The sequence below is a fragment of the Nocardia sp. NPDC057440 genome, from assembly GCF_042802915.1.
GTDB lineage: Bacteria > Actinomycetota > Actinomycetes > Mycobacteriales > Mycobacteriaceae > Nocardia.
In genome coordinates this window covers 218,899-240,583 of sequence record NZ_JBHVDF010000011.1, presented here as the reverse complement: position 1 = coordinate 240,583, position 21,685 = coordinate 218,899, and the positions used below count along the sequence as shown (strand labels likewise).

At 65.9% G+C, this 21,685-nt stretch carries 23 protein-coding genes; 14 read left to right on the top strand and 9 right to left on the bottom strand.

What is annotated here, in order from left to right; genetic code table 11:
* Positions 1 to 14: 14 nt before the first annotated feature.
* The gene (locus ACFU4Z_RS23485; RefSeq protein ID WP_379066444.1) at positions 15 to 1,406 is read right to left on the bottom strand and encodes a cystathionine beta-synthase; all 1,392 of its coding nucleotides are present in this window, start codon (positions 1,404 to 1,406) and stop codon (positions 15 to 17) included.
* 177 nt (positions 1,407 to 1,583) lie between these two features.
* On the opposite strand from ACFU4Z_RS23485, the gene ACFU4Z_RS23480 reads away from it, so the two are divergent.
* The 6 genes from ACFU4Z_RS23480 to ACFU4Z_RS23455 all read left to right on the top strand — a co-directional run bounded on the left by ACFU4Z_RS23480 (position 1,584) and on the right by ACFU4Z_RS23455 (position 7,344).
* Positions 1,584 to 2,045, top strand: a complete 462-nt coding sequence (locus tag ACFU4Z_RS23480; RefSeq protein ID WP_379066442.1) for a hypothetical protein — start codon at positions 1,584 to 1,586, stop codon at positions 2,043 to 2,045.
* A gap of 64 nt (positions 2,046 to 2,109) precedes the next feature.
* Positions 2,110 to 2,997 carry an SGNH/GDSL hydrolase family protein gene (locus ACFU4Z_RS23475; protein ID WP_379066440.1) on the top strand — a complete coding sequence of 296 codons (888 nt, stop codon included), beginning with the start codon at positions 2,110 to 2,112 and terminating at the stop codon, positions 2,995 to 2,997.
* Between the two features lie 74 nt (positions 2,998 to 3,071).
* Positions 3,072 to 4,292: an acetyl-CoA C-acetyltransferase gene (locus ACFU4Z_RS23470; protein WP_379066438.1), complete on the top strand. Its 1,221-nt coding sequence runs from the start codon at positions 3,072 to 3,074 to the stop codon at positions 4,290 to 4,292.
* Between the two features lie 323 nt (positions 4,293 to 4,615).
* On the top strand, positions 4,616 to 5,539 hold the full coding sequence (locus ACFU4Z_RS23465; RefSeq protein ID WP_379066436.1) for a hypothetical protein: 924 nt from the start codon (positions 4,616 to 4,618) through the stop codon (positions 5,537 to 5,539).
* Between the two features lie 172 nt (positions 5,540 to 5,711).
* Complete coding sequence (locus ACFU4Z_RS23460; protein WP_379066434.1) at positions 5,712 to 6,233, top strand: type VII secretion system-associated protein; 522 nt, start codon at positions 5,712 to 5,714, stop codon at positions 6,231 to 6,233.
* Positions 6,234 to 7,116: 883 nt separating this feature from the next.
* A complete protein-coding gene (locus ACFU4Z_RS23455; RefSeq protein ID WP_379066432.1) occupies positions 7,117 to 7,344 on the top strand; it encodes a DoxX family protein in 228 nt (75 codons plus the stop codon).
* A 74-nt stretch (positions 7,345 to 7,418) separates the two neighbouring features.
* Here ACFU4Z_RS23455 and ACFU4Z_RS23450 read toward each other — a convergent pair whose 3' ends face one another.
* From ACFU4Z_RS23450 to ACFU4Z_RS23440, 3 genes are all read right to left on the bottom strand, one after another.
* A complete protein-coding gene (locus ACFU4Z_RS23450; protein ID WP_379066429.1) occupies positions 7,419 to 8,273 on the bottom strand; it encodes a Bax inhibitor-1/YccA family protein in 855 nt (284 codons plus the stop codon).
* 146 nt (positions 8,274 to 8,419) lie between these two features.
* Positions 8,420 to 9,568 (bottom strand): class I SAM-dependent methyltransferase, encoded by a 1,149-nt coding sequence (locus tag ACFU4Z_RS23445; RefSeq protein WP_379066427.1) that lies wholly within the window; start codon positions 9,566 to 9,568, stop codon positions 8,420 to 8,422.
* An 83-nt stretch (positions 9,569 to 9,651) separates the two neighbouring features.
* Positions 9,652 to 10,257, bottom strand: coding sequence for a hypothetical protein (locus ACFU4Z_RS23440; protein WP_379066425.1), 606 nt, complete (start codon positions 10,255 to 10,257; stop codon positions 9,652 to 9,654).
* Between the two features lie 148 nt (positions 10,258 to 10,405).
* On the opposite strand from ACFU4Z_RS23440, the gene ACFU4Z_RS23435 reads away from it, so the two are divergent.
* The 4 genes from ACFU4Z_RS23435 to ACFU4Z_RS23420 all read left to right on the top strand — a co-directional run bounded on the left by ACFU4Z_RS23435 (position 10,406) and on the right by ACFU4Z_RS23420 (position 12,864).
* Positions 10,406 to 10,984 carry a hypothetical protein gene (locus ACFU4Z_RS23435; protein ID WP_379066423.1) on the top strand — a complete coding sequence of 193 codons (579 nt, stop codon included), beginning with the start codon at positions 10,406 to 10,408 and terminating at the stop codon, positions 10,982 to 10,984.
* Between the two features lie 58 nt (positions 10,985 to 11,042).
* On the top strand, positions 11,043 to 11,453 hold the full coding sequence (locus tag ACFU4Z_RS23430; RefSeq protein ID WP_379066420.1) for a DUF6153 family protein: 411 nt from the start codon (positions 11,043 to 11,045) through the stop codon (positions 11,451 to 11,453).
* A gap of 87 nt (positions 11,454 to 11,540) precedes the next feature.
* Positions 11,541 to 12,164: a DUF305 domain-containing protein gene (locus ACFU4Z_RS23425; protein WP_379066418.1), complete on the top strand. Its 624-nt coding sequence runs from the start codon at positions 11,541 to 11,543 to the stop codon at positions 12,162 to 12,164.
* A 157-nt stretch (positions 12,165 to 12,321) separates the two neighbouring features.
* Complete coding sequence (locus ACFU4Z_RS23420) at positions 12,322 to 12,864, top strand: hypothetical protein (protein ID WP_379066415.1); 543 nt, start codon at positions 12,322 to 12,324, stop codon at positions 12,862 to 12,864.
* Positions 12,865 to 13,091: 227 nt separating this feature from the next.
* Here ACFU4Z_RS23420 and ACFU4Z_RS23415 read toward each other — a convergent pair whose 3' ends face one another.
* Together ACFU4Z_RS23415 and ACFU4Z_RS23410 are read right to left on the bottom strand one after the other, a co-directional pair.
* Complete coding sequence (locus ACFU4Z_RS23415; RefSeq protein ID WP_379066412.1) at positions 13,092 to 13,433, bottom strand: hypothetical protein; 342 nt, start codon at positions 13,431 to 13,433, stop codon at positions 13,092 to 13,094.
* 129 nt (positions 13,434 to 13,562) lie between these two features.
* Positions 13,563 to 15,182, bottom strand: coding sequence for an FAD-dependent monooxygenase (locus tag ACFU4Z_RS23410; protein ID WP_379066409.1), 1,620 nt, complete (start codon positions 15,180 to 15,182; stop codon positions 13,563 to 13,565).
* Between the two features lie 97 nt (positions 15,183 to 15,279).
* Between ACFU4Z_RS23410 and ACFU4Z_RS23405 the strand changes: the two genes are divergently transcribed.
* The 4 genes from ACFU4Z_RS23405 (at position 15,280) to ACFU4Z_RS23390 (ending at position 18,044) form a co-directional block, all read left to right on the top strand.
* Positions 15,280 to 15,990 carry a TetR/AcrR family transcriptional regulator gene (locus ACFU4Z_RS23405; RefSeq protein ID WP_379066405.1) on the top strand — a complete coding sequence of 237 codons (711 nt, stop codon included), beginning with the start codon at positions 15,280 to 15,282 and terminating at the stop codon, positions 15,988 to 15,990.
* A gap of 152 nt (positions 15,991 to 16,142) precedes the next feature.
* A complete protein-coding gene (locus ACFU4Z_RS23400; RefSeq protein WP_379066403.1) occupies positions 16,143 to 16,721 on the top strand; it encodes a pyridoxamine 5'-phosphate oxidase family protein in 579 nt (192 codons plus the stop codon).
* Positions 16,722 to 16,954: 233 nt separating this feature from the next.
* Entirely contained in the window at positions 16,955 to 17,821 is an 867-nt protein-coding gene (locus tag ACFU4Z_RS23395) for a metallophosphoesterase (protein ID WP_379066401.1), read from the top strand.
* The gene (locus tag ACFU4Z_RS23390; RefSeq protein ID WP_379066399.1) at positions 17,796 to 18,044 is read left to right on the top strand and encodes a DUF397 domain-containing protein; all 249 of its coding nucleotides are present in this window, start codon (positions 17,796 to 17,798) and stop codon (positions 18,042 to 18,044) included. Before ACFU4Z_RS23395 ends, ACFU4Z_RS23390 begins: the two co-directional genes overlap by 26 nt.
* A 25-nt stretch (positions 18,045 to 18,069) precedes the next feature.
* On the opposite strand, the gene ACFU4Z_RS23385 is transcribed toward ACFU4Z_RS23390, so the two are convergent.
* The 3 genes from ACFU4Z_RS23385 to ACFU4Z_RS23375 all read right to left on the bottom strand — a co-directional run bounded on the left by ACFU4Z_RS23385 (position 18,070) and on the right by ACFU4Z_RS23375 (position 21,576).
* Positions 18,070 to 19,413 carry an MFS transporter gene (locus tag ACFU4Z_RS23385; protein ID WP_379066397.1) on the bottom strand — a complete coding sequence of 448 codons (1,344 nt, stop codon included), beginning with the start codon at positions 19,411 to 19,413 and terminating at the stop codon, positions 18,070 to 18,072.
* Between the two features lie 75 nt (positions 19,414 to 19,488).
* On the bottom strand, positions 19,489 to 20,154 hold the full coding sequence (locus ACFU4Z_RS23380; protein ID WP_379066395.1) for a trypsin-like serine protease: 666 nt from the start codon (positions 20,152 to 20,154) through the stop codon (positions 19,489 to 19,491).
* A gap of 327 nt (positions 20,155 to 20,481) precedes the next feature.
* The gene (locus ACFU4Z_RS23375) at positions 20,482 to 21,576 is read right to left on the bottom strand and encodes a glycosyltransferase family 4 protein (protein WP_379066393.1); all 1,095 of its coding nucleotides are present in this window, start codon (positions 21,574 to 21,576) and stop codon (positions 20,482 to 20,484) included.
* Positions 21,577 to 21,685: the final 109 nt, after the last annotated feature.

The following is a 21,685-nucleotide window of genomic DNA, read 5'->3' as shown; positions in this document are numbered from 1 at the left end:
CTTCCGCAGGCCGCTCAGTGGCCGATGCTGCCCGTGCTCAGGAAGCCGAGGAGATCGTGGCGGGTGATGACGCCGACGGGCTTGCCTTCCTCCACCACCATCAGCGCGTCGGTGTCCGACAGCGCCTTGGTCGCGGCGGAGATCGGTTCGCCGGCACCGATCAGCGGGAACGACGGGCTCATGTGCTTGGCGACCGGATCCGTCAGGTTCGCGCGGCCTTCGAACACCGCGGAAAGCAGATCACGTTCGGAGACGCTGCCCGCGACCTCGCCCGCCATCACCGGCGGCTCGGCGCCGACGACCGGCATTTGCGAGACGCCGTATTCGCGCAGAATCTCGATGGCGTCGCGCAAGGTCTCCGACGGGTGCGTATGCACCAGATCGGGCAGCCCGCCCGACTTGCCGCGCAGCACGTCACCGACGAGCGGCTCGTCGGTGCTGCCGTCGAGACGCTCACGCAGGAAGCCGTAGGAGCTCATCCACTCGTCGTTGAAGATCTTGGACAGGTAGCCGCGGCCACCGTCGGGCAACAGCACCACGATGAGCGCGTCCGGATCGCGGCGCGCGACCTCGATGGCCGCCACCACCGCCATGCCGCACGAGCCGCCGACGAGCAGTCCCTCCTCGCGGGCGAGCCTGCGGGTCATGTCGAAGGAGTCGGCATCGGAGACCGCGATGATCTCGTCGGGGATGGCCGCGTCGTAGGCCGACGGCCAGAAGTCTTCGCCGACGCCCTCGACCAGATACGGACGACCGGTGCCGCCGGAGTACACCGAGCCCTCCGGGTCGGCGCCGATGATCTTCACCTTGCCGCCGGAGACCTCTTTGAGGTAGCGACCGGTGCCGGTGATGGTGCCGCCGGTGCCGACGCCCGCCACGAAATGGGTGACCTTGCCGTCGGTGTCGCGCCAGATCTCCGGGCCGGTGGTCTCGTAGTGGCTGTCGGGTCCGCCGGGATTGGAATACTGGTCGGGCTTCCATGCACCGTCGATCTCACGCACCAGCCGGTCGGAGACGTTGTAGTAGCTGTCCGGGTGATCCGGCGGCACGGCGGTCGGGCACACCACGACCTCGGCGCCGTAGGCCCGCAGCACGTTGCGCTTGTCCTCGCTGACCTTGTCCGGGCAGACGAACACACACTTGTAGCCGCGCTGCTGGGCGACTAGTGCGAGGCCGACGCCGGTGTTGCCCGAGGTGGGTTCGACGATCGTGCCGCCGGGCCGCAACTGCCCGGATTTCTCGGCGGCCTCGATCATCTTCACCGCGATCCGGTCCTTGGAGCTGCCGCCAGGATTCAGGTACTCGATCTTGGCGGCCACCACGCCGGCGTTCGGCCCCACCACAGAGTTCAACCGGACCAGCGGTGTATTACCGATGAGGTCCACGACATGATCCGCGATGCGCATGGCACCCATCGTTGCAGAACCGTCGTCCGGGCAGCCCACCGCCATGTTCTCCGCGACCCGTCACCCTGCCGAACACCCTTGGCCCGCACCGCAGGGGCCGATCGATGTGAATTGGGGCACGCCACGTCGGTCATGACTACCGGCGATCGGTCGCGCCCGCGCCTAGGATCTCTGAGCATGAGGCAGCCGAACATCGCCCGTGCCGCCGCGGTTCTGGCCGGATCGGCGGTGGCCGTGATCGTCGGATCCGGTGCGCAGGCGAACGCGACGACCGTCGAGTTCGCCCAGGTGCCCACGCTGGCCACCGGCGGTCTGTGCTGGACGAACATCAGGACCTGGGTCGAGACCGACCAGGAATGGCCTGGCCGTGCCATATTCAACGTCCGTGCTCTGCCGGTCTCCGGGATCGGTCCCGGCCAGTACCCCTTCGCGCCGCTGTGCGAGGTCTACACCACCGTCGCCTGGCGCAATATGACCACCGGCGCGACGGGCGCTTACACCAACATCGTGGTCACCGGCATCTACGGCAGCATCCAATACTCGCTGTTCCAGGACACCGGCCCCGGCCGCGTCGAGGTCACCGTCACCACCAACAACGCCAGCATCCCGGCCCGCGGCTGGTTCGACGTGCCCGCCTGAGGTCGTCGAGTGAACCGCCCGGCGGACATTGTGTCCGCCGCGTGAGTCCGTAAAATTCCTCCCCGTGAGCACACCACGGATCAGCTGGCGGACCGCGGCAGTCACCAGTGCCGCCACCGTACTGGCCGGTTCCGGCGCGGGGACGGCATCCTGGGCCGCCTACCGCCTGCTCATGGCGCAGGCGGGTGTGGCGCGGGGCATGATCGGGCGCGACACCTCGAAACCGCCGGAGGCCGACGGCATCTACACCGCGGGATGCCTCGCGCCACAGCCATGGCGGGCCGGTGCGCACGCGGATCTGCACTTGATGATCTTCGGCGATTCCACCGCGGGCGGCGTCGGCTGCCACAGTGCCGAGGAAGTGCCCGGCGTACGCATCGTCCGCGGCCTCGCCGCGGCCACCGGACAGCGAATTCGGTTGAGCACCAAGGCCATATCGGGCGCCACCTCCAAGGGACTCGCGGGCCAGGTCGACGCGATGTTCGTGGCGGGGCCGCCGCCGGACGCCGCGGTCATCCTCATCGGCGCCAACGACATCACCAAGAAGCATTCCATCCGGGCCTCAGCGCGCAGACTGGCCAGCGCGGTGGCGCGGCTGCGCCGAGCCGACGCCATCGTGGTGGTCGGCACCTGCCCGAATCTCGGCATCGTCACCGCGATTCCGCAGCCGCTGCGGTCCGTGGTGCAGAACTGGAGCGCCCGGCTGGCTCGGGCCCAGACCGTGGCCACCACCGTCGCGGGCGGGCGCCCGGTGCAGATGGGCAATCTGCTCGCGCCCGAGTTCCGCGCCGCGCCCGAGTTGATGTTCGCCGCCGACGGATTCCATCCTTCGGCGGCGGGATACGAACTGGCTGCGGCGCTGCTGCTGCCCGCCCTGATCGACGCGCTGAACGAGGCGACCCCCGCTTCCCGCCCAGCGAGACGCGACGTAGATTCGATGAGAACGCACTAGTAACAAACGGTTCGCGGAGTGTGCTCGGACAACGTCTGAACGCCAACACTTACCGTCCCAACAAAGGAGTCCTCATGCCCGAGGCCGTCATCGTTTCGACCGCCCGCTCCCCGATCGGACGTGCCGCCAAAGGCTCGTTGGTCGATATGCGGCCCGACGATCTGACGACGCAGATCGTGCGCGCGGCGCTCGACAAGGTGCCCGCGCTGGACCCGGCCCAGATCGACGACCTGATTCTCGGCTGCGGTTCGCCCGGCGGTGAGCAGGGCTTCAACCTCGCCCGCATCGTCGCCGTGCAGCTCGGCTACGACTTCGTGCCCGGCACCACCGTGCACCGCTACTGCGCCTCGTCGCTGCAGTCCACCCGGATGGCGTTCCACGCGATCAAGGCGGGCGAGGGCGACGCATTCATCTCCGCGGGTGTGGAGACGGTGTCCCGCTACAAGAACGGCTCCGCCGACAGCTGGCCGAACACGCAGAACCCGCTCTTCGACGAGGCGAAGGCGCGCACCGCGAAGGCCGCCGAGGGCGGCGCGGGCATCTGGCACGACCCGCGCGAAGACAGCCTGATCCCGGACGCCTACATCGCGATGGGCCAGACCGCGGAGAATGTCGCGTCCCTCACCGGCATCACTCGTGAGGACCAGGACCGCTGGGGCGTTCGCTCGCAGAACCGGGCCGAGGCAGCCATCAAGGCCGGTTTCTTCGAGCGCGAGATCACCCCGATCACCCTCCCCGACGGCACAGTCGTCTCCAAGGACGACGGCCCGCGCGCCGGTGTCACCTACGAGGCGGTCAGCCAGCTCAAGCCGGTCTTCCGGCCGGACGGCAGCATTACCGCCGGTAACTGCTGCCCGCTCAACGACGGCGCCGCCGCGCTGGTCATCATGAGCGACACCAAGGCCAAGGAACTCGGCCTGACCCCGCTGGCGCGCATCGTGTCCACCGGTGTCTCCGGCCTTTCCCCCGAGATCATGGGCCTCGGCCCGATCGAGGCCATCCAGCGCGCCCTGACGCTGGCGGGCAAGACGGTCGACGACATCGACCTGTTCGAGATCAACGAGGCTTTCGCGGTGCAGGTGCTCGGCTCCGCCCGCGAGCTGAAGATCGACGAGGACAAGCTGAACGTCTCCGGCGGCGCGATCGCGCTCGGCCACCCGTTCGGCATGACCGGCGCCCGCATCACCACCACGCTGCTCAACAACCTGCAGACCTACGACAAGCAGTTCGGCGTGGAGTCCATGTGCGTCGGCGGCGGCCAAGGCATGGCAATGGTCATCGAGCGCCTCAGCTGAGCTGAGACAGCAGAACGGCCCCCTACCCCCACGGGTGGGGGGCCATTTGTTTTTCCCAACTGGCGGTATAAGTATGGCTTATGGAAACTCCGGCGCCAGCTGCCGAGCCACTCGACACGAGGCGGATCGATGGATACCGATACCGGGTAGCACGTGTCGAAAATCGTCCCGGACGGCGTGTACATCCTCCTCGATCCGGGTAGCCGAGCACAATTCCGACCACACCGAGACGCTGCGGCGGGCCTAGTAGAAAGTTTACGTCACCACGAGCAACAAATCGCCGATCATAGATTCGGCAAGTCTCTTTTTACCAGGATTTTCATATGCTCGCAGCCACGCTGATCCGACTTACGGAGCGCATCAATACCGCAGTGACGAAAGTCAGCGGCACGTTGCGGCAGAACGTGTACGAAACCACTGGCAATTTGGGTCTGCTCGCCAAGAGCTTGGTGTCGGAAGACGCCAGATACGCGCGGGCACTCCAAAAATTCGAACGACGAGAACGCGCGAATCCAGCCGAATTCTTTGGCTACGATGCCACAACCGGCGAACTTCGATTTTTCACATCCGACAGAATCCGCAGCGGCCCGATCAGGGATCCTGACGACAATATTGTGGGCGTGAATTTTCCATCAAAGCCGCGCGATGGTACAGGCCCCGCGATTTTCACACCGGAAGGGTATGCGGCAGTACACCGCGATTACTATCGAGGCCTGTACAGCAGAGGAAATATCAAAGTGATCAAGAACACGAGATTCCTCGCCCCGTGGGCCAAAAAGAAACCAGAAGACCCTGACCCTGAGTTGGTCTTCTCGCGAGCCCATGCCAATGGAGATGAATACGCTATCGAGGTCAATATAGCTGAACCAGGTGCGAGCGAGCCCCACTGGGTTAAGGTGGGCGTCAACGGATCAGAGTTTGGTTGGATTCTCGCTTCCAACGAGCACTTCAAACAGGCAGCCAGGAACAAGCCGACAGCGCAGCTTATTCAGTTTTCATGCGCACCTGCCAGCGGTTCAGCCGCTCGGCAATCGGCACAGAGTTTGCAATCTGCTGGAATAGGTTTCCACGTGTGGTCCACCAAGGAGACACATTTCAGTCACCATATCGAAGATGCCGAAAAAACTGGCTTCATAATAATCAACGACCACGGCACCGAGATGAAAGTCGATGACTTCGGAAATCCGAAAGAGTCTCCCTGGGAGGTGTTCGAAGCGCCGAGAAACACTCCCGAAAGACCTGCCTGACGCCCTCCCAGTGGCACCGATTGTCCCGACCCCCGCAGGCGTCGAGACCATGTGTCGCCGACGGCAGGGCATGGCGATGGTCATCGACCGCTGAGGTGAGCGACCGCCGGACAGCCCCCACTCCCACGGGTGAGGCCACTGGTTTCTCCACCCGACTGTATAAGTATGTCCTATGGAAACTCCGGCGCCACATGCCGTGCCGCTCGACAATTGGTTCGTCATGGTCGATGCGAGCTGGCAGGAAACCGCGCCGGACGCGGCGCCGCCGCCAGAACTGATTCTCGGTGGATGGCACGTCGACGAGGACGGCAACCAAGGCCCGTTCGAGCCCAATCCGGACTATGTCCCCAGCGACGACTCGTCACCCACCGATCCCACCGATGCCGTGCTACAGCGCGCCATCAATGGCGATGACGTGGGTGGCGACATCATTCCAACCCTCTTTGACGCGCTGGTGGAGATCGCGGGCAACGATCGCGGCGAGCTCCTGGTAGGAGCCGCGCCCGACGGGGTCCGCTGCGTCTGCGTCGTCACCGCAGCCGTGCACAAGCGCCGAATCGAAGCGGAGCGATGGATACAGATACTGGGCAGCGAGCTGGCGAAAATCGTCCCGGACGGCGTGGACATCCTCCTCAATCCGAATAGCCGTGAGCAATTCCGGCTCCACACCGGCGCACTACGGAAGCCTGAATAGACAGTTCGCTTTACCACGAGTAAGAATCGCATATTATTATGATGGCAGCCACGCTGGTTGATTTGACAGAGCGGGTCAGTGCCGCAGTGGTGAAAATCGGCAGAGTGTTGCTCCATAACGGATCCGGAACAGCTGGCAGTCTGAAACGAGATTCTGGCGAATGGGTTTCATCCGACGGCGAACGCGCACACGAATACGAACAATTCAGACCAGGACAACCCGCTGATCCGACTGAATTTCAGGGCGTGGATGAAACCGGAAGAATTCACACTTTCACGTCCGATAGAATCCGCAGTGCCCCGATCAGTGATCCTGACGGGAATGTCGTCGGAGTGCACTTTCCGGTCGACTACGAAGACGGTCCAGGGCCTATCCGATTCACACCGGAGGGATATCGTTCGATACACACCACGTACGTCGAATCCAATAATGGAGGGCGATCGGCCAGGGCCCCATGGTATAGCTATGAGCGGGACGCCCCTGACCCCGAGTTGGTCTTCGTGCGGGCCCACTCCACCGGAAATGGATACAACCTCCAGATCGACGTGAGGGATCCGGGTGCGAGTGAACCCAAATGGATTGAAGTCACCACCAGCGGAACAGACTTCGGCCGGGCCCTCGCTTCCAACGAGCACTTCACACAGGCCGTGAGGAGTAAACCCGCAGCACAACTGCTTCAGATTTGTTGCGGCCCCGCAAGCGGTCCAGCTGCTCGAGAATCAGCGGAGGCGTTGCATGCCGCCGGAATAAATATTGACGTTTGGGCTTCCAAGGCGACAACTTTCCTCTACCGCACATCGCACGCCGACGGCATGGTGGTCGAAGAAAAAGGAATCGGCACCAATGTGAGGGTCAGTAGGCACGGATATGCGCTGGACAACCCATGGGTGAGGTTCAAAGCACCGAGAGATGCTCCCGAAACTCTCGACTGACGCCCTCTCTCGATCTGGAAGGACGGCTGCGCGGATACGCCGCCGCAGTCGGGATCGTGCTCTGCTTCGTCGGCGCCATCATCACCAACATCCGGGCTGGTGCCTACAGCAGCATCGCCTTCCCGCTGCTGCACATGGTCCCGGTCATCGTCGCGGTGGGACTGGGTGCCGCTGCCTGAAGGCACAACCGCCGTACGCCGCAATGACAAACGGCTCCCCACCCGATCGGATGGGGAGCCGTTGCTTGTCAGGGTCAGTCGTTGTTGAAGTAACTCAGCAGGCGCAGGATCTCGACGTAGAGCCAGACCAGGGTGACGGTCAGGCCGAGCGCGACGCCCCAGGCCGCCTTCTCCGGCGCCTGTGCGCGGATCAGCTGATCGGCGGCGTCGAAGTCGAGCAGGAAGCTGAATGCCGCGATCACGATGACGACGAGGCTGAACACGATGGCCAGCGGGCCTCCGTCACGCAGGCCGAGGCCACCGTCGATGAAGTAGCTGGCGACCGCGTTGCCGAGCGCCAGGACGAGCACGCCGATCATGGAGCCGATGACCATTCTGGTGAAGCGCGGGGTGACCCGGACCGCGCCGGTCTTGTAGACCACGAGCATGCCCGCGAACACACCGAAGGTGCCGAGCACGGCCTGCGCGATCATGGCGCTGCCGCCGACGCCGCCGAACTCGATATTCGTGAACATGAACGATAGCGCGCCGACGAACAGGCCCTCGAACACCGCGTAGGACAGCACGATGACCGGGTTGTCCATCTTGCGCGCGAAGGTCGCGACCAGCACAAGCACCAGGCCGACGAGGCCACCGCCGACGACGAACGGCAGCGCGAGCGAGTTGTTCGCGTTGGTCAGGCCGTAGGAGATGATCGCCGAAAGCGCGAGCACGCCGAGCGTGATCGCGGTCTTGGTCACCACATCGTCGATGGTCATCGCGCGCGTGGCGGGGGCCTGCTGGTACGGCTGCTGATACGGCTGGCCGTACTGGTTACCGAACTGCTGACCCACCTGGCCCGCGCCCGTCACCCCTGACCCGAAGTTGGCATAGCCACCACCCTCTTGCCGAGGGAGATTTCTGAAAACCGGATTGCTTGTCGTGCGCACCGTGAATGCCTTTCTGGAGTCGTGGCCCACGCTCGCCGTGGCCGTTGGTCACTCGATATCCAACTACCTGTCCAACGCGTGTCGGCTGTGCCGAGTTCCCGGAGCCAGGCTCCAGCAACTCAACGAGACGGACAATTCGGACTCTACTACCGATGCGCGTCGTGCAGCCCACGCACCGACCGCGTCACCGTGAACTTTCGATTGCGACCGATCACTTCGGTCTGCCCGACCATCCGCTCGATCACCCCTCGATAGTTCAGGTGCGAGTTGAAGACCGTCCAGAGCTCGCCGCCGGGGCGCAGCACCCGGCCGGTCTCGGTGAACATTTTGATCGCCGAGCCGGTGTGCACGGCCGCGCCGACATGGAACGGCGGATTGCACAGCACCAGATCGGCGCTGTTATCGGCGGCCGAGGACATGGCGTCGTCGCGCACCACCGTCACTCGGTCGGCGACGCCGTTGGCTTCGGCCGTCGCCCGCGCCGATGCCACCGCCGCAGCCGACTGATCGGTGCCGAGGACGGTGATGCCCGGCCGCGCCTTCGCCAGGGTGACCGCGAGGATTCCGGTGCCGCAACCGAGGTCGATGGCATCGCGGGCGTCGGGCTTCATCCACTTCAGATGCTGCAGCAGGAACCTGGTCCCGATGTCGAGGCGGGCCCCGGAGAAGGCGGCGCCGTGCGCGACGACATCGATGTCGAGATCGTCGATCCGCTCGCGCACCGGGAACGGCAGCTCGCCAACCGGTTTCGGCCCCGAGACGAGCAGGGTGCGCGACTTCTGCCTGCCGCGACTGGCGCGCACCTCCGAAAAGGACTCAGCGAGTAAGTCGTTCATCGATGTGGTGAGGTATTTGTCGCGACCGCCCGCGAACACCTGGACCTTCGGGTCGGCGTAGCGCGCGATGGCGTCGGCGACCTCGGCAAGCCCGGCGAGGACCCGCGGCAGCCGCAGCAACACCACCTGCACATCCGCGAGCAGGCTGTCGTTGAGCGGCTGCGCGCTGTAGCGATCCGCGAGTCCGAGCGCGCGGGCATTGTTGGCCAGCGCCAGCTCGCCGGTGAGCAGGTCCTGGTGCACCCGCACATCGCGCAGGTCGTGCCCGGCGATCGCGCCGAGGGTGAGCGCACCGTAGCTGTCGCCGATAATGGCAATTCTCCCGCTACCAGCCGCGGCGAGCGCGTCGTCGGCGACATCGAGGATCAGCCGATCGGCGGCATCCACGGCGTAGAGGTTCTGGGCCTCTACATCCGGATACCGCCGCAGTCGGCCAAGTACTTCCTCGACAGTTCCCACGCGTCAAGTGTGCTAGATCGTTGCCGCGCCGTCACGGCGGGGCCGGGAAAACCACCAGGCCGCTGCGCCGCAACGGATCCGGATCAGCTCGCCACAGCCTTGCCGCCGCTCGGCGCCACCGCGAACCAGGTGCCACCGACGCCTTGGCCGAGCAGATCACCCGCGTTCTTATCCTTCCCGAAGTAGTACACCGGCCAGCCGCCGACCGTGACTTGACATGCGCCGTCGGCACGTTCGATGAATCCGACGCGCTGCGGGTCGACGCCGGACACATAGATCGACTGACCTCGCGCCACGGTCAGCGGCGGCCAGGTGACAGCGCACTGCCCAGCACAGTTGGACGCCGACGGATTGGCGGTGTCCTTGTCGAACCGGTACAGCGATCGGCCTGATCCATCCGAGACATACTGTCCGACACTCGGATTACTGGTCACATTGAGCTGCACCGCATTTGCGCCCGCCGGAGCGGGCCCGTCGTAGATCTTCAGCCAGCCCTGCGTCTTCGCGACCGCCGGCGCCTGTCCGGCCTGCGGCGCGGCGACGGCGGCGGGTGCAGGCGTGGCCGAACTGGTGGCGGCGATGGGTTTCGCCGGTTCGGCGCCTCCGCACGCACTCAGCAATCCGGCGAGCGCCACCGCGGCAGCGGCGAACGGCAGCGCAGAGCGGCGGAAGCTTGTGGTCGACAGCATTTTTCGAATTCCTCCATGGATCGTGGCGCACCCGTTGCACCCAGTCACCGATAACTACGGGACAGCCGCCCGCCTGGTTCACCGGTATCGGCACCAGCATCGTGCAAATCAACGGCAACACTCGATTCGACGGCTACGATCGGGCCCTATGCGCACAAGGATGGTGTTGGCAGCCGCCGCCGCAGCGGCACTGCTCGCCGGCTGTGATGACGACGGGACCGCCGCCTCGGGCTCCCCGACCACCTCGGCCGCGAGCACGCTCGCCGACGCGACACCACAGTCCACGCCACCGGACGCGCAACCGAAGCGGGGCAATCCCTCCGGCGACGCGGGCCTCACCGTGACCGATATCCGGATCGGCCACCAGCCCGGATTCGACCGTGTGGTCTACGAGCTCGGCGGTGTAGGCATCCCGGGCTGGATCGTGCAATATGCCGACCGAGCCGTCCAGGACGGTAGCGGCAAGATCATCGAGGTGGCGGGCCGCTCGATCCTCGAGGTCCAGATCACCGGCTCCGCGTATCCGTTCGACAGCGGCGTAACCCCCTACGCGGGTCCCGACCCCGCCACCGACCCCAGCGCCCCCACGGTCGCAGGCGTCTACCAGTCCGGCGTCTTCGAAGGCGCCACCCAATCCTTCATCGGCGTGGACGCCGACCGCCCGCCATTCTCCGTCACCACCCTGACCAGCCCCACCCGCCTGGTCATCGACATAGCCACGCCATGACGGGTTACCCACCGGGGGTATCGCAGAGCGTCGACCCGCCGTGCCTAGAATGGGCGAGGTGACGGCACAGCACGCTCCACTGCGCGCATCCGGGTTCCCCCGGCTGCTCGGCGTGCTCGCGCTGTTCGCGGGCATCGTCGCGATGCACGCGGGCGTGTTCACGATCCCCGGCGAGCACCATATGGCCGCAACGGTCGCGGCGGCCATGCCTGCCGAGGACCACGGCGCCGCCGCGACCGGAACGGACTGCGGCGGCGATGGCTGCGGCGACTCCCACGGCGGCATGCACGCGTGCGTGTTCATCCTGACCGCCGTCGGTCTCGCCTTGATGCTCGTGTTGCTCTACCGGGTCACCGGTGATCGACCGCACCTCGACACAGCACTACCGCGCAACGGCAAGCCGCGGCGCGAACGCGCACCGCCATGGACGGTTCCGTCACTGGCCGAATTATCGATTCTGCGGATCTGACAGGTCCACCGCGCCCGAGCCACCGAGCACGGCCGCGGCTTTCGCCTGTCCGACACCGAGTCATTCGCATTCACCAGGAGCACAGACATGTTCATCACCCGTACCCGGATCACCGTCGCCGTCGCCGCGACCGCGGCAGCGCTTTTCGCCGCGGGCTGCGGCAACGACGACTCCGGCTCCATGCCCGGCATGGAGCACGGCTCGCCATCCAGTGCGGCGGCCACCTCCACCCGGCCTGCCGCCCGAACCGACTTCAACGCCGCCGATGTGACCTTCCTGCAGATGATGTATCCCCATCACGCCCAAGCCGTCGAGATGGCGAAGCTGGTCCCCGGCCGGAGCGGAAATCAGCAGTTGCTCGCGCTCGCCACGGAGGTGGAAAAGGCACAGGCTCCGGAGATGCAGCAGATCAGCACCCTGCTGGAGAGCTTCGGCCAGCAGGCGCCTGCCGCGGCGGGCGGGCACACCGGCCACGACATGGAAGGCATGATGACGCCCGAGCAGATGAGCTCCCTGCACGCCGCGTCGGGCGTCGAGTTCGATCGCCAGTGGATGACCATGATGATCGATCACCACGCCGGCGCGATCGCGATGGCGAACACCGAGCTCGCCACGGGCGCCAACCCGGACGCGAAGGCATTGGCCGGTGCCATCGTCACCGCGCAGCAGGCCGAGATCGGCGTCATGCGAGCCATGCTCGGCCAGGGCTGACACCGCAGGCAGCAGCAGCCGCGCCGGTATCGGTTCGTCATCGATATCGGCGCGGCCCGCTGACGTGTGGCGCGCCGAAGAAGTACGGTCGAAATATCCGGCCTCCTTCGGCACCTCCAGCGGCCGGGAACTCGGAGGGGAGAGAGGGGATCCGACCATGCGTCGACTGGAACGCGCGGGTCTGGCCGCCACCGCCGCGGCGACTGCCGTTGGTCTTGTCACGATCGGCGCCTGCTCGACACAGGTCTCCGGCACCGCCGCGGTCAACCAGACCGACCTCGCCGCTTACACCTCCGAGGTCACGGCGTCCTCGATCGCCGCGTCCTCCTCGCGCGCCGCGGCGGCGGAGCGCACGACCGAGGCGGCGTGCACGGCACTGCGCAGCGCGAACGCGAGCTCGGTGAACTCTTTCAACGAATACATCGCCGTGAGCAATGATCGCGGGCTCGACGACCCCGAGGTCAATGCCAAGGCCGACGTCGCGGTCACCACACTGCGCGACAATGCGCGCAACCTCGACGAAAAGTTGACCAACGAGGTGACGGCCGAGGTGGCCGCTCCGCTGCGCGCCTACCGCGACGACACCAATGGGCTGGCCGACACGCTCGCCCAGCGTGCGCCGACCGACACCCTGAATGCCGCCATCGACAGGTTCAACGCCACCAAGGACGCCGCGATCGCCGTCTGCAAAGCCCACTGAGACAACTCATCTCGAGCGGCGTTCGGCACGCTCGAGGAGGTCTTCCAGCAGGACTCCCCCGTGCACCTCGCACCCGACCGGATCTCGGCGGACACCATGCGGCAGGTATCGACACCGTGCTCGCGTCCGATCGCGCCCCGGTTCTCAGGCTGAGCACCGAGATCGACCAGATGCCCACGGCCGCAACGGTCGCCGAGGAGCTGGCGCTCGAATTCGACTGAGCCGGTTCAAACCCCCGGCGGGACGACCGCCTGCCAGGAAGCGGGCGCCTCGGGCTCGGCCGTCCGGCTCTGCCGCGACCGCGCCTTCCGACGTTCGAGCACAATCAGCGCCGTGCCGCCGAGCACGATAACGATGGCGATACTCGCGCCGACCACCGCCGCCCCTTGATAACCGGCCACCCCGATCGCCGCGGCGGCGACGGTCACCACTCCTCCGATGAAGAGCAGGACGAACCCGGCCCAATTTCGTGCGTCGGCCAGCGCGTGTCCCGGTGGGGATTCGGGTGCGCGGGCGATATCGGGTGCGTCGTCGAGTGGGGGAATTTCCCACGATCCTTCCGCTGTCATGCTGGTACCTCACGTTTCGGTTCGGGCGATGCGCCCGGCTGCGTCATATCGAGGGGTTGCCCGATTACGCGGCCCCAAACAGTTCGGCGGCTACCACTCGTCGATGGGACTACGTTGCCCGCCAAAGGATCAGCCTCGGCCATCCCCGCCGCAGGCGAGCACGCGATCCAGCACGGTGATGAGCTCGCCGGTCGGATCTTCGACCGCCGCCGGCGATCGCCAGGCGATGAACTGATCGGGTCGCACCAGAACCGCGCCACCCGCGTCGAGCCCGACCTGTCGCGCCCAACTCTTCCCCGAGTCGATCGCGACGACCGCGAGTGGGACACCGAGACGGTCTGCCGCTTTTGTCGCGGCTCGTTCCCACTGCGCACTACCCGCGCCGACGAGCAGCGTGAGGCGGGATCGCACGAGGTCGAGCGTGGATACTCGCCTACCGTCCATGTCGATCCAGGCATGCGGCAGCCGGGAGCCGGGTGCGCCGTCCAGCACCAGCTCGATGTCCTCGGTGGAGGGCAGGTGCGGTTGCGGATCGACTACCGCCGCCGAGTCGTAGCGGTAGCCCAGCTGCACGATCGGGGCGTTGATCATGCCCATCGCCGTCCGCTCCGAGGCCGCCGCTGCACTGGAATCCCAGTGCAGCCGTGGTGCTTTCAGCCGTAGCAGCGCTTGTTCCATGGTGGTCAGCGCCACCGGTCGCCGTTCGGCGTGATAGCTGTCGAGCAGCGCGGGACCGGCCCGACCCGCGCGCACCGCCGCCAATTTCCAGGCCAGGTTGTGCGCATCCGCGACGCCGGTGTTGAGGCCGAACGCGCCGAGCGGCGGGACGGCGTGCGCCGCGTCTCCGATCAGGAATACCCGTCCCTGCTGGAAGCTGTCGGCGACCCATCCACGCGCCCGCCATGGCAATCGACTGAGCACCTCGACGTCGAGCTCATGGTCGCCGACGGCGGCCCGGATCAGGGCACGACAGTGTTCGGGCGTGAAGTCGTCGGCCGACTGTCCGTCCTCCGGGCGGTATTCGGTGTGGAAGATCCACTCGGTCGCGCCGTCCACGGTCATGAACATGCCCGGCGCGTCCGGCGTGGTGATGTCGCAGGCGGCGAAGAACCGCCCTCGGGTGTAGGGCCGCAGATCCGCGCGGAAGAGGATGTTCATCTTCGGACTACCTAGTGCGCCAGGGCCGGTCGTGGCGATCCCGAGCGCGCCGCGGACACCGCTGTGCACGCCGTCGGCCCCGATCAGATAGTCCGCCCGGATCGTCGCACCGTCGTCCAGATGCGCGGTGACGCCGTCCGCGTCCTGTTCGAAGGACAGCAGCCGAGTCGAGTGCCGAATCGTCGCGCCCCGCGTTGTCGCCGCGGGCAGCACTACCGAATCGAGCCGATGCTGCGGGCAAGTGCCGCGAATCGTGGCGGGGCTGACCCGGTCGGCGACCCGGCCCGCACGCGCGGGTGCCACATCCGGCAGGGCGGCCGGATCGACCGAGGCCAGCGTCACCGCGGAGATCTTGCCGAGGCTGCCCGCCGTCATGTCCACCGCCACCGCGTCGACCGCATCGGCGAGCCCGAGCTCACGCAGGAATTCCAGGGTCCGCGGTCCGAGTCCGGTCGCGCGTGGATGGATCGAAGGCCCCGATCGACACTCGACGACCACCGCCTCGACCCCATGATGCGCAAGCAACAGCGCTGCGAACAGGCCGACCGAGCCACCGCCCGCGATCAGCACGGGAACCCGAGTCTGTGTCATGACCACTCCCTTATGGATACAGTGTTCTCGCTACGGATACACCGTAGCCATACTGCTACGATGTTCGCAAGGTCGGACGTTTCACAAGGAGGACGTGATGGCGAAGTCGGCGGAGACCCCGGCTGTGGTGTGGACCAAGGAGCGGCGCACCCCACGCCGCAGCGCGCCCGGCGTAGAGCAGATCGTCCGCACCGCCGTCGACCTCGCCGACAGCGAAGGACTCGACGCCGTCTCGATGCGCCGCATCGCCACCGAGCTCGAGTCCGGCACCGCCTCGCTCTACCGCTACGTGGCCAGCCGCGACGACCTGCTGGATCTGATGATCGATGCGGTCAACGGCGAAGTGGCGCCACCGGAACTGGCAGGCGATTGGCGCACCGACCTCACCGCGGTGGCCCGCCATCTGCGCGCCACCATGATCCGCCACCCATGGCTCGCCGCCGAACTCACCGGACGCCCCACCCTTGGTGCGAATTCCCTACGCCTGCACGATATTACGCTCGCAGCCGCCACCACCCTCACTCCGGACATCACCGTCGCGGCCGCCGTCGTCGATACCGTCGACGCCTACGTCTTCGGGGCCGTCGCCCGGCACCTCGCCGAAGAGCAGGCGCAACGCCGCACCGGCCACACCGAAGACGAATGGCGCGCCGCCGTCGCTCCCTACATCCGTGAAGTTATCGCGAGCAACGCCTACCCCCACTTCGCCCGCCGCGTCGCCGACGCCGAGGACGCCGCGCCCGAACAGCGCTTCGACTTCGGCCTCGACTGCCTGCTGGACGGAATCGCCGCGCGCATCCGCGGCTGACATCTGCGGCCGTCGCGGTGTCGGTGAAAGGAACATGGGCTCAGCTGGTCAGTGCAGCACCGCTGTTGAGGTCGTCAGCGTATACCTCTGCGGGCGCATGTTAGCCTCGATTCGCAGTCCTGCATCGGGGATGGCGTGGGAAGAGGAGCCCGATGGCGAAGGTATTTCCGCATATCGATGAGTCGTTGCGTGAATTCATCGGGGCGCAGGCGATGTTCTTCGTCGCGACCGCGCCGTCGACGGGCGGCCGAGTGAATCTGTCTCCGAAGGGGTACCGCGATACCTTCGCGGTGCTCGATGATCACACCGTGGCCTACCTCGATCTGTTCGGCAGTGGCGTGGAGACCATCGCGCACTTGCGCGACAACGGTCGGATTACCATCATGTTCTGCTCGTTCACCCGCAACTCGCGGATTCTGCGCCTGTTCGGTACCGGCCGGGTTGTCCGGCCCGTCGATGCGGAGTTCGATACCCTGCGCCAGCATTTCGGCGGTGATCATCCTGGTGTTCGGATGGCCATTGTTATCGCGGTGGATCGCATCGCGGACTCGTGCGGGTACTCGGTGCCCTACTACGACCTCGTCGGCGAGCGCCCCGTGCTCGACGCCTACCTCGCCAGACAGCCCGATGAGAAGTTCGCCCGGCGGATCGCCGGCGACAACGGGCACAGCATCGACGGCCTGCCCGCGCTGGATCCCGAACATCCCTTGCCCACGACAATCGAACGCTAGCCATACGAGTCGATACCGGCGCTCCAGCTGACCTCTCGCCTCATGTGCTGGTCAATCGGACTTCGGCCCGAGTTGCCGTTTGATCACCGCGGTGACCTGGAGGGCCTCCGCCCGCTCACAGCCGACTGCTCACTGACCTCCCGAACCCGTGTAGAGCTGGATCTCGAGCCAGGCCATCCGATATGGGTGGAAATGCGGATGCCGAGTGTGCGCGCGCCTGCGACGATGTGCTCATGGGGAACGTGCTGATGACCGGGGATATACACGGCAATACCGATCATGCGGTGCGGTTGGTGCGTGTCGCGGTGCGGGAGAAGTGCACGCGGATGTTCGTGCTCGGGGACTTCGGTGCCTGGGAACACACGCCGGAGGGCAGGCGCTACTTCGATGTGGTGAATCGGGTGGCGCGCAAGCTGCGGGTTCAGGTGTACTTCCTCGACGGCAATCACGATAAGTCGTCGCTGGTCCATGAGCTGTATGACGGCAAAGCCGATGATGATGGGTTCCTGGTGTGCCGCAGCAATATTCGGTATGCCCCGCGCGGTCACCGATGGGTGTGGGAGGAGACGCGGTTCGCGGCGTTCGGTGGGGCGTATTCGGTCGACAAGTCCTGGCGATTGGCGAAGGAGGCGCAGAGCGAACGGAATGCGCAGCGGCGCAGGCGCTTCGGGTCGTCACGGCGTCCGGCCACGGTGGGGAAACTGTGGTTTCCGGAAGAGCAGATGACCGACGAGGAGTTCGATGCGGTGCTCACCGCCGACACCTCGCCGGTCGATGTGCTGCTCGCGCACGACAAACCGCGCGACTCGGCCCCGGACTGGAATCGCAAGAATCTGCCCGAGTGCCTGCCCAATCAGGACCGTATCCAGCGCGCGGTGAACACGCTGCGGCCCGGCCTGATGCTGCACGGACATCTGCACTACCGCTACACCGACATGATTCGGTGCGGCGCCGATCACTGGACGCAGGTCGACGGCCTCGGAGCGGACCCGGAAGCCTCCCATCGGCACGACTACGACCACGACCAGTCTTGGCTGGTACTGCAATTGCCATCTCGCCACGCGTCGGCCGATCGTGAACAACCGGAGTTGGCCAGCTGATATTCATCGCGGGCTTGTGACGCGACCTACGACAATTGATGGAATCGCCTGCGGCACGGACGATGTCCGGCTTCGCGACTGCGTAGCGGTCGCTTTCCTCGGCAGCGGTGTGGTCGGCGTCCGTGACCGCAAGAATCCGACTGGCCCGGTGCTGGCCCTCACTCCCGGAGAGTGGGGAGCATTCACCGCGGGAGTGAATGACGGCCGGTTGGACCGCCCGTAGCTCGGATACAGATCGGCCCCTGGCTTCAATGCTGTGGCCGTTTCTTGTCTGTCCCACGCACGTTCCAGTACGTGCGAGCCCGGTTTCGCAGCACGAGCACTCCCACCGCCGCCGCCACCATGCAGAGCCCGACGACCCACAGACCGGCGCGCTGGCTGCCGGTCAGATCCTTCAGCGCACCGGTCACATACGGCGCGACGAAGCCGCTGACATTGCCGATCGAGTTGATCAGCGCGATGCCGCCTGCCGCGGCGGCGCCGGTGAGGAAGGTGCTCGGCAGCGCCCAGAAGGTGGGCAGCGCGGCGAGCACTCCGACCGCGCACACGGTGACAGCGGCCATGGCCGCAAACGGATTTCCGAGATAGAGGGCCACCGGGATGGCGAGCCCGCCGATCAATGCGGGCAGGGCGACATGCCAGGTTCGCTCGCCGGTTCGGTCACCGTGCCTGCTCCACAACACCATGACCACCGCACCGATGACATAGGGCACGGCATTGATGAGCCCGCGCTGGACGATCGAGAAGTGCGTTCCGTATTGCTGCTGGAATCCGGCGATGATGGTCGGCAGGAAGAACCCGAGCGCGTACAGGCCGTAGACGATGCCGCCGTAGATGAGGGCGAGGCCGAGCACGCGCGGATGGGTCAGCGCCTTGCGCACCGTCCAATGCTCGGCCTGCTCCAGCGCGGCCTGTTCGGCCGCGAGTTCGGCTGTCAGCCAATCCTGTTCCCGCGGCGAGAGCCAGCGCGCCTTGTCCGGACGGTCGGTGAGATAGAACCAGGTCACGACCGCCAGCGCCAGCGCGGGCAGGCCTTCGACCAAGAACATGAAGCGCCAGCCGGTGAGCCCGAACACGCCGTCGCCGTACTGGATGATCAGACTCGACACCGTCGAGCCGAGCGCGGTGGAGATCGGTACCGCGGTCATGAACAGTGCGACGATCTTCGCGCGGTGCTGCTGCGGAAACCAGTAGGTGAGGTAGAGCAGGATGCCGGGGAAGAAGCCGGCCTCCGCGACACCGAGTGCGAAGCGCAGCACATACAGCATGGTTTCGTTGGGCACGAAAGCCATTGCGGTGGCGACAATCCCCCAACTCGCCATGATTCTGGCGATCCACCGCCGCGCCCCGAACCGGTGCAGCGCCAGATTGCTCGGCACTTCGAGAATGAGGTAGCCGATGAAGAAGATCCCGGAGGCGAGGCCGAACGCGGTTTCACTCAGCCCGAGATCGGCCTTCATACCGCTGGGCCCGGCGAAGCCGATATTCACCCGATCCAGGTAGTTGACGAAATACAGCAGCCCGAGAAAGGGCACCAGACGGAGGGTGACCTTGCGCACCGTCGCGCCGGACACATCAGTGGCGTGGACCATTCGGGCACTCTCGACGCCGCGATGCCCGGGAGTCAAGTCATCGGGGACGCGACGGCCCCGGCCACGCCGGGGACGCTATTCGACGTACCAGCGGAAGCTGTCGTTTCCGACGGCGCGGGCGTCGATGGTATCGCGCAGGTAGCCGGCCGTTTCAACCACGACGCCGCCGGATTCCATGCCCCCGATCAGGATTCCGAGGAAGGCCGCGCGTCCCTCCGGGGTCTGGTTGTACACAATGCCGCCGGAATCGCCCCTGTCGGCGTAGAAGTCGGTGATGAAGTGGTTGTCGGCCACCGAGGTGATGGTTCCGCAGGTCCAGCTGGTTGCCGAGCCGACATGGCACACACCCTCACCGACAAAGGGTTCGGTGTAGGTGGATTGGATGCCGAAGGTGCCGAGCGAGGCCGAGATGCCGACATTGTTCGCGAGCCGGATGAGGGCGAAGCCGAGGTTCGCGACCGTGGAGTCGTCACCATAGCTCTGTTCGAACCATCCGATGACGCCGCCGTTCGCGTTGTAGACACGCGCCCTCTGCTGAAAGCAGTGCGCGGCCGTGACGGCGTATTGCGCACTACCCATATGCCCCGTCGCCCCGACCGAGCAGATCCGGTCGGCAGTCCGGATCGTCATGCCCGGGTACGCGGTCACCTGAGCCTGCGCGGTCGCAGGGAATCCCACGCCGAGGTACACCGCGAGGGCTGCCACGGTCACCAACATCGACAGCCTGTTGCGGTAGTGCATGATTCGCCTATCGGTTGTGTCGGCCCGGCCACTGTGCCGGTACTCGCTTACGCCGCCGACACATGCACGATATCGCCCGCCGCCACGATGCGCGCGCTCAACCACTTCCCCGCCGAGGCGAATAGAGTTCATGCGGCGAATCCGAGTGCCGTCACACCGATGACCGGAGAGCCATGTCCACCAGCGCCCCGGGTGCTGCGCTGTCTCGGAAAGACACCGGCGCCGCCCTTCGCCGACTGGCCACCCGGCTGCGTGGGTCCGCACCCCGCCGCACCGGGAATTCGATAGGACATCGGCGGGATGAGGCGGGATCGAGAACAGCCGTGATTACAGACCCGCGTGTGAGAACAGTCCCGGCGAGCCGATGGACTGCCCCGCCGTCGCAGGTGCGGCCAACCGGGCGGACCGCCTCGGCAGTCGCACAATCCGCTCGAACAGCGTGAGGTAGGCGTCGATCATCCGATCCGCGTCGAAGCGTGCCTTCACATCGTCCCGGCAGGCGCGGCGATCGAGCGTGCCGATCTCGGCTACCGCCTCGACCGCGGCCGCGACATCGGTCACCAGAAACCCCGTCGAGCCATCGCGCACGATCTCCGGCATCGATCCCAATGGCGTGGCGATGACCGGTGTTCCGGTCGCCAAGGATTCGATGACCGACAGCCCGAACGGCTCGGCGAAACCGATGAGATGCAGCAGCGCACGCGCGCCGCCGAGCAACTCGTCGCGCTGCGCGGGACCGACCGGACCGACGTAGGTCACCGCCGTATCGGCGAGATGCGGCTCGACCTCGGTGCGGAAGTATTCCTCGTCTTGAATCACGCCTGCGATGATCAGCGGAAGTCCGGACAGCCGTGCCACCTCGATCGCCAGGTGCGTGCCTTTTTCCGGGTGGATTCTGCCGAGAAAGAGCAGATATTCGCCGTGCTCCGGCCGAAAGGTGAAATCCGCGAGGTCGATGCCGTGATGAATGGTCGCGTCATAGCCGAGATCCGGGTGGCGATCAGCGGCACTGATCGCCACATAGTGCGCGATATCGTCGAATGCCCGATAAACGGGCACGATTTTCGGCGAGGAAAAGCCGTGGATCGTGGTGACCATCGGGGTCGACACCAGCCTGCTGTAGGTCAGCGGCATGAAGTCGAAGTGGTTGGCGAGCACATCGAACTCTCCCGCATGCTCGAACACGGTCGAATTATGCAGCGCCTCGGCCACTTTCGCATCCGCGCCGACCGTCTCCTCGTATCCCGAAGGAACAGGACCGACCAGCCGTGCCGACGTCGTCGAGTCGGCGGTGGCGAACAGCGTGACCTCGTGGCCACGCGCGAGGAATCCCTCGGCCAAGGTCGAGGCAATGTGCTCCCACGGTCCATAGTTTTTCGGAGGCGACCGGTGCGCGACCGACGAAATAACGCCGATTTTCATAGATCCTCGATTACTGGCGATTTTGCCGCGAGAATCGTCGAGTGACGGAGCGGACTTGATTACACGACCGTACCACGCCCCACGCCCCGTGACCTGGATGTTACGATCG

Coding starts and splice junctions, on each gene's coding strand:
- ACFU4Z_RS23385 (WP_379066397.1), bottom strand. CDS start 19,413: ATGGTCCACGCCACTGATGTGTCCGGCGCGACGGTGCGCAAGGTCACC.
- ACFU4Z_RS23460 (WP_379066434.1), top strand. CDS start 5,712: ATGGAAACTCCGGCGCCACATGCCGTGCCGCTCGACAATTGGTTCGTC.
- ACFU4Z_RS23465 (WP_379066436.1), top strand. CDS start 4,616: ATGCTCGCAGCCACGCTGATCCGACTTACGGAGCGCATCAATACCGCA.
- ACFU4Z_RS23380 (WP_379066395.1), bottom strand. CDS start 20,154: ATGCACTACCGCAACAGGCTGTCGATGTTGGTGACCGTGGCAGCCCTC.
- ACFU4Z_RS23395 (WP_379066401.1), top strand. CDS start 16,955: ATGGGGAACGTGCTGATGACCGGGGATATACACGGCAATACCGATCAT.
- ACFU4Z_RS23425 (WP_379066418.1), top strand. CDS start 11,541: ATGTTCATCACCCGTACCCGGATCACCGTCGCCGTCGCCGCGACCGCG.
- ACFU4Z_RS23400 (WP_379066403.1), top strand. CDS start 16,143: ATGGCGAAGGTATTTCCGCATATCGATGAGTCGTTGCGTGAATTCATC.
- ACFU4Z_RS23480 (WP_379066442.1), top strand. CDS start 1,584: ATGAGGCAGCCGAACATCGCCCGTGCCGCCGCGGTTCTGGCCGGATCG.
- ACFU4Z_RS23420 (WP_379066415.1), top strand. CDS start 12,322: ATGCGTCGACTGGAACGCGCGGGTCTGGCCGCCACCGCCGCGGCGACT.
- ACFU4Z_RS23410 (WP_379066409.1), bottom strand. CDS start 15,182: ATGACACAGACTCGGGTTCCCGTGCTGATCGCGGGCGGTGGCTCGGTC.
- ACFU4Z_RS23485 (WP_379066444.1), bottom strand. CDS start 1,406: ATGCGCATCGCGGATCATGTCGTGGACCTCATCGGTAATACACCGCTG.
- ACFU4Z_RS23405 (WP_379066405.1), top strand. CDS start 15,280: ATGGCGAAGTCGGCGGAGACCCCGGCTGTGGTGTGGACCAAGGAGCGG.
- ACFU4Z_RS23435 (WP_379066423.1), top strand. CDS start 10,406: ATGCGCACAAGGATGGTGTTGGCAGCCGCCGCCGCAGCGGCACTGCTC.
- ACFU4Z_RS23415 (WP_379066412.1), bottom strand. CDS start 13,433: ATGACAGCGGAAGGATCGTGGGAAATTCCCCCACTCGACGACGCACCC.
- ACFU4Z_RS23375 (WP_379066393.1), bottom strand. CDS start 21,576: ATGAAAATCGGCGTTATTTCGTCGGTCGCGCACCGGTCGCCTCCGAAA.
- ACFU4Z_RS23455 (WP_379066432.1), top strand. CDS start 7,117: ATGGGTGAGGTTCAAAGCACCGAGAGATGCTCCCGAAACTCTCGACTG.
- ACFU4Z_RS23440 (WP_379066425.1), bottom strand. CDS start 10,257: ATGCTGTCGACCACAAGCTTCCGCCGCTCTGCGCTGCCGTTCGCCGCT.
- ACFU4Z_RS23470 (WP_379066438.1), top strand. CDS start 3,072: ATGCCCGAGGCCGTCATCGTTTCGACCGCCCGCTCCCCGATCGGACGT.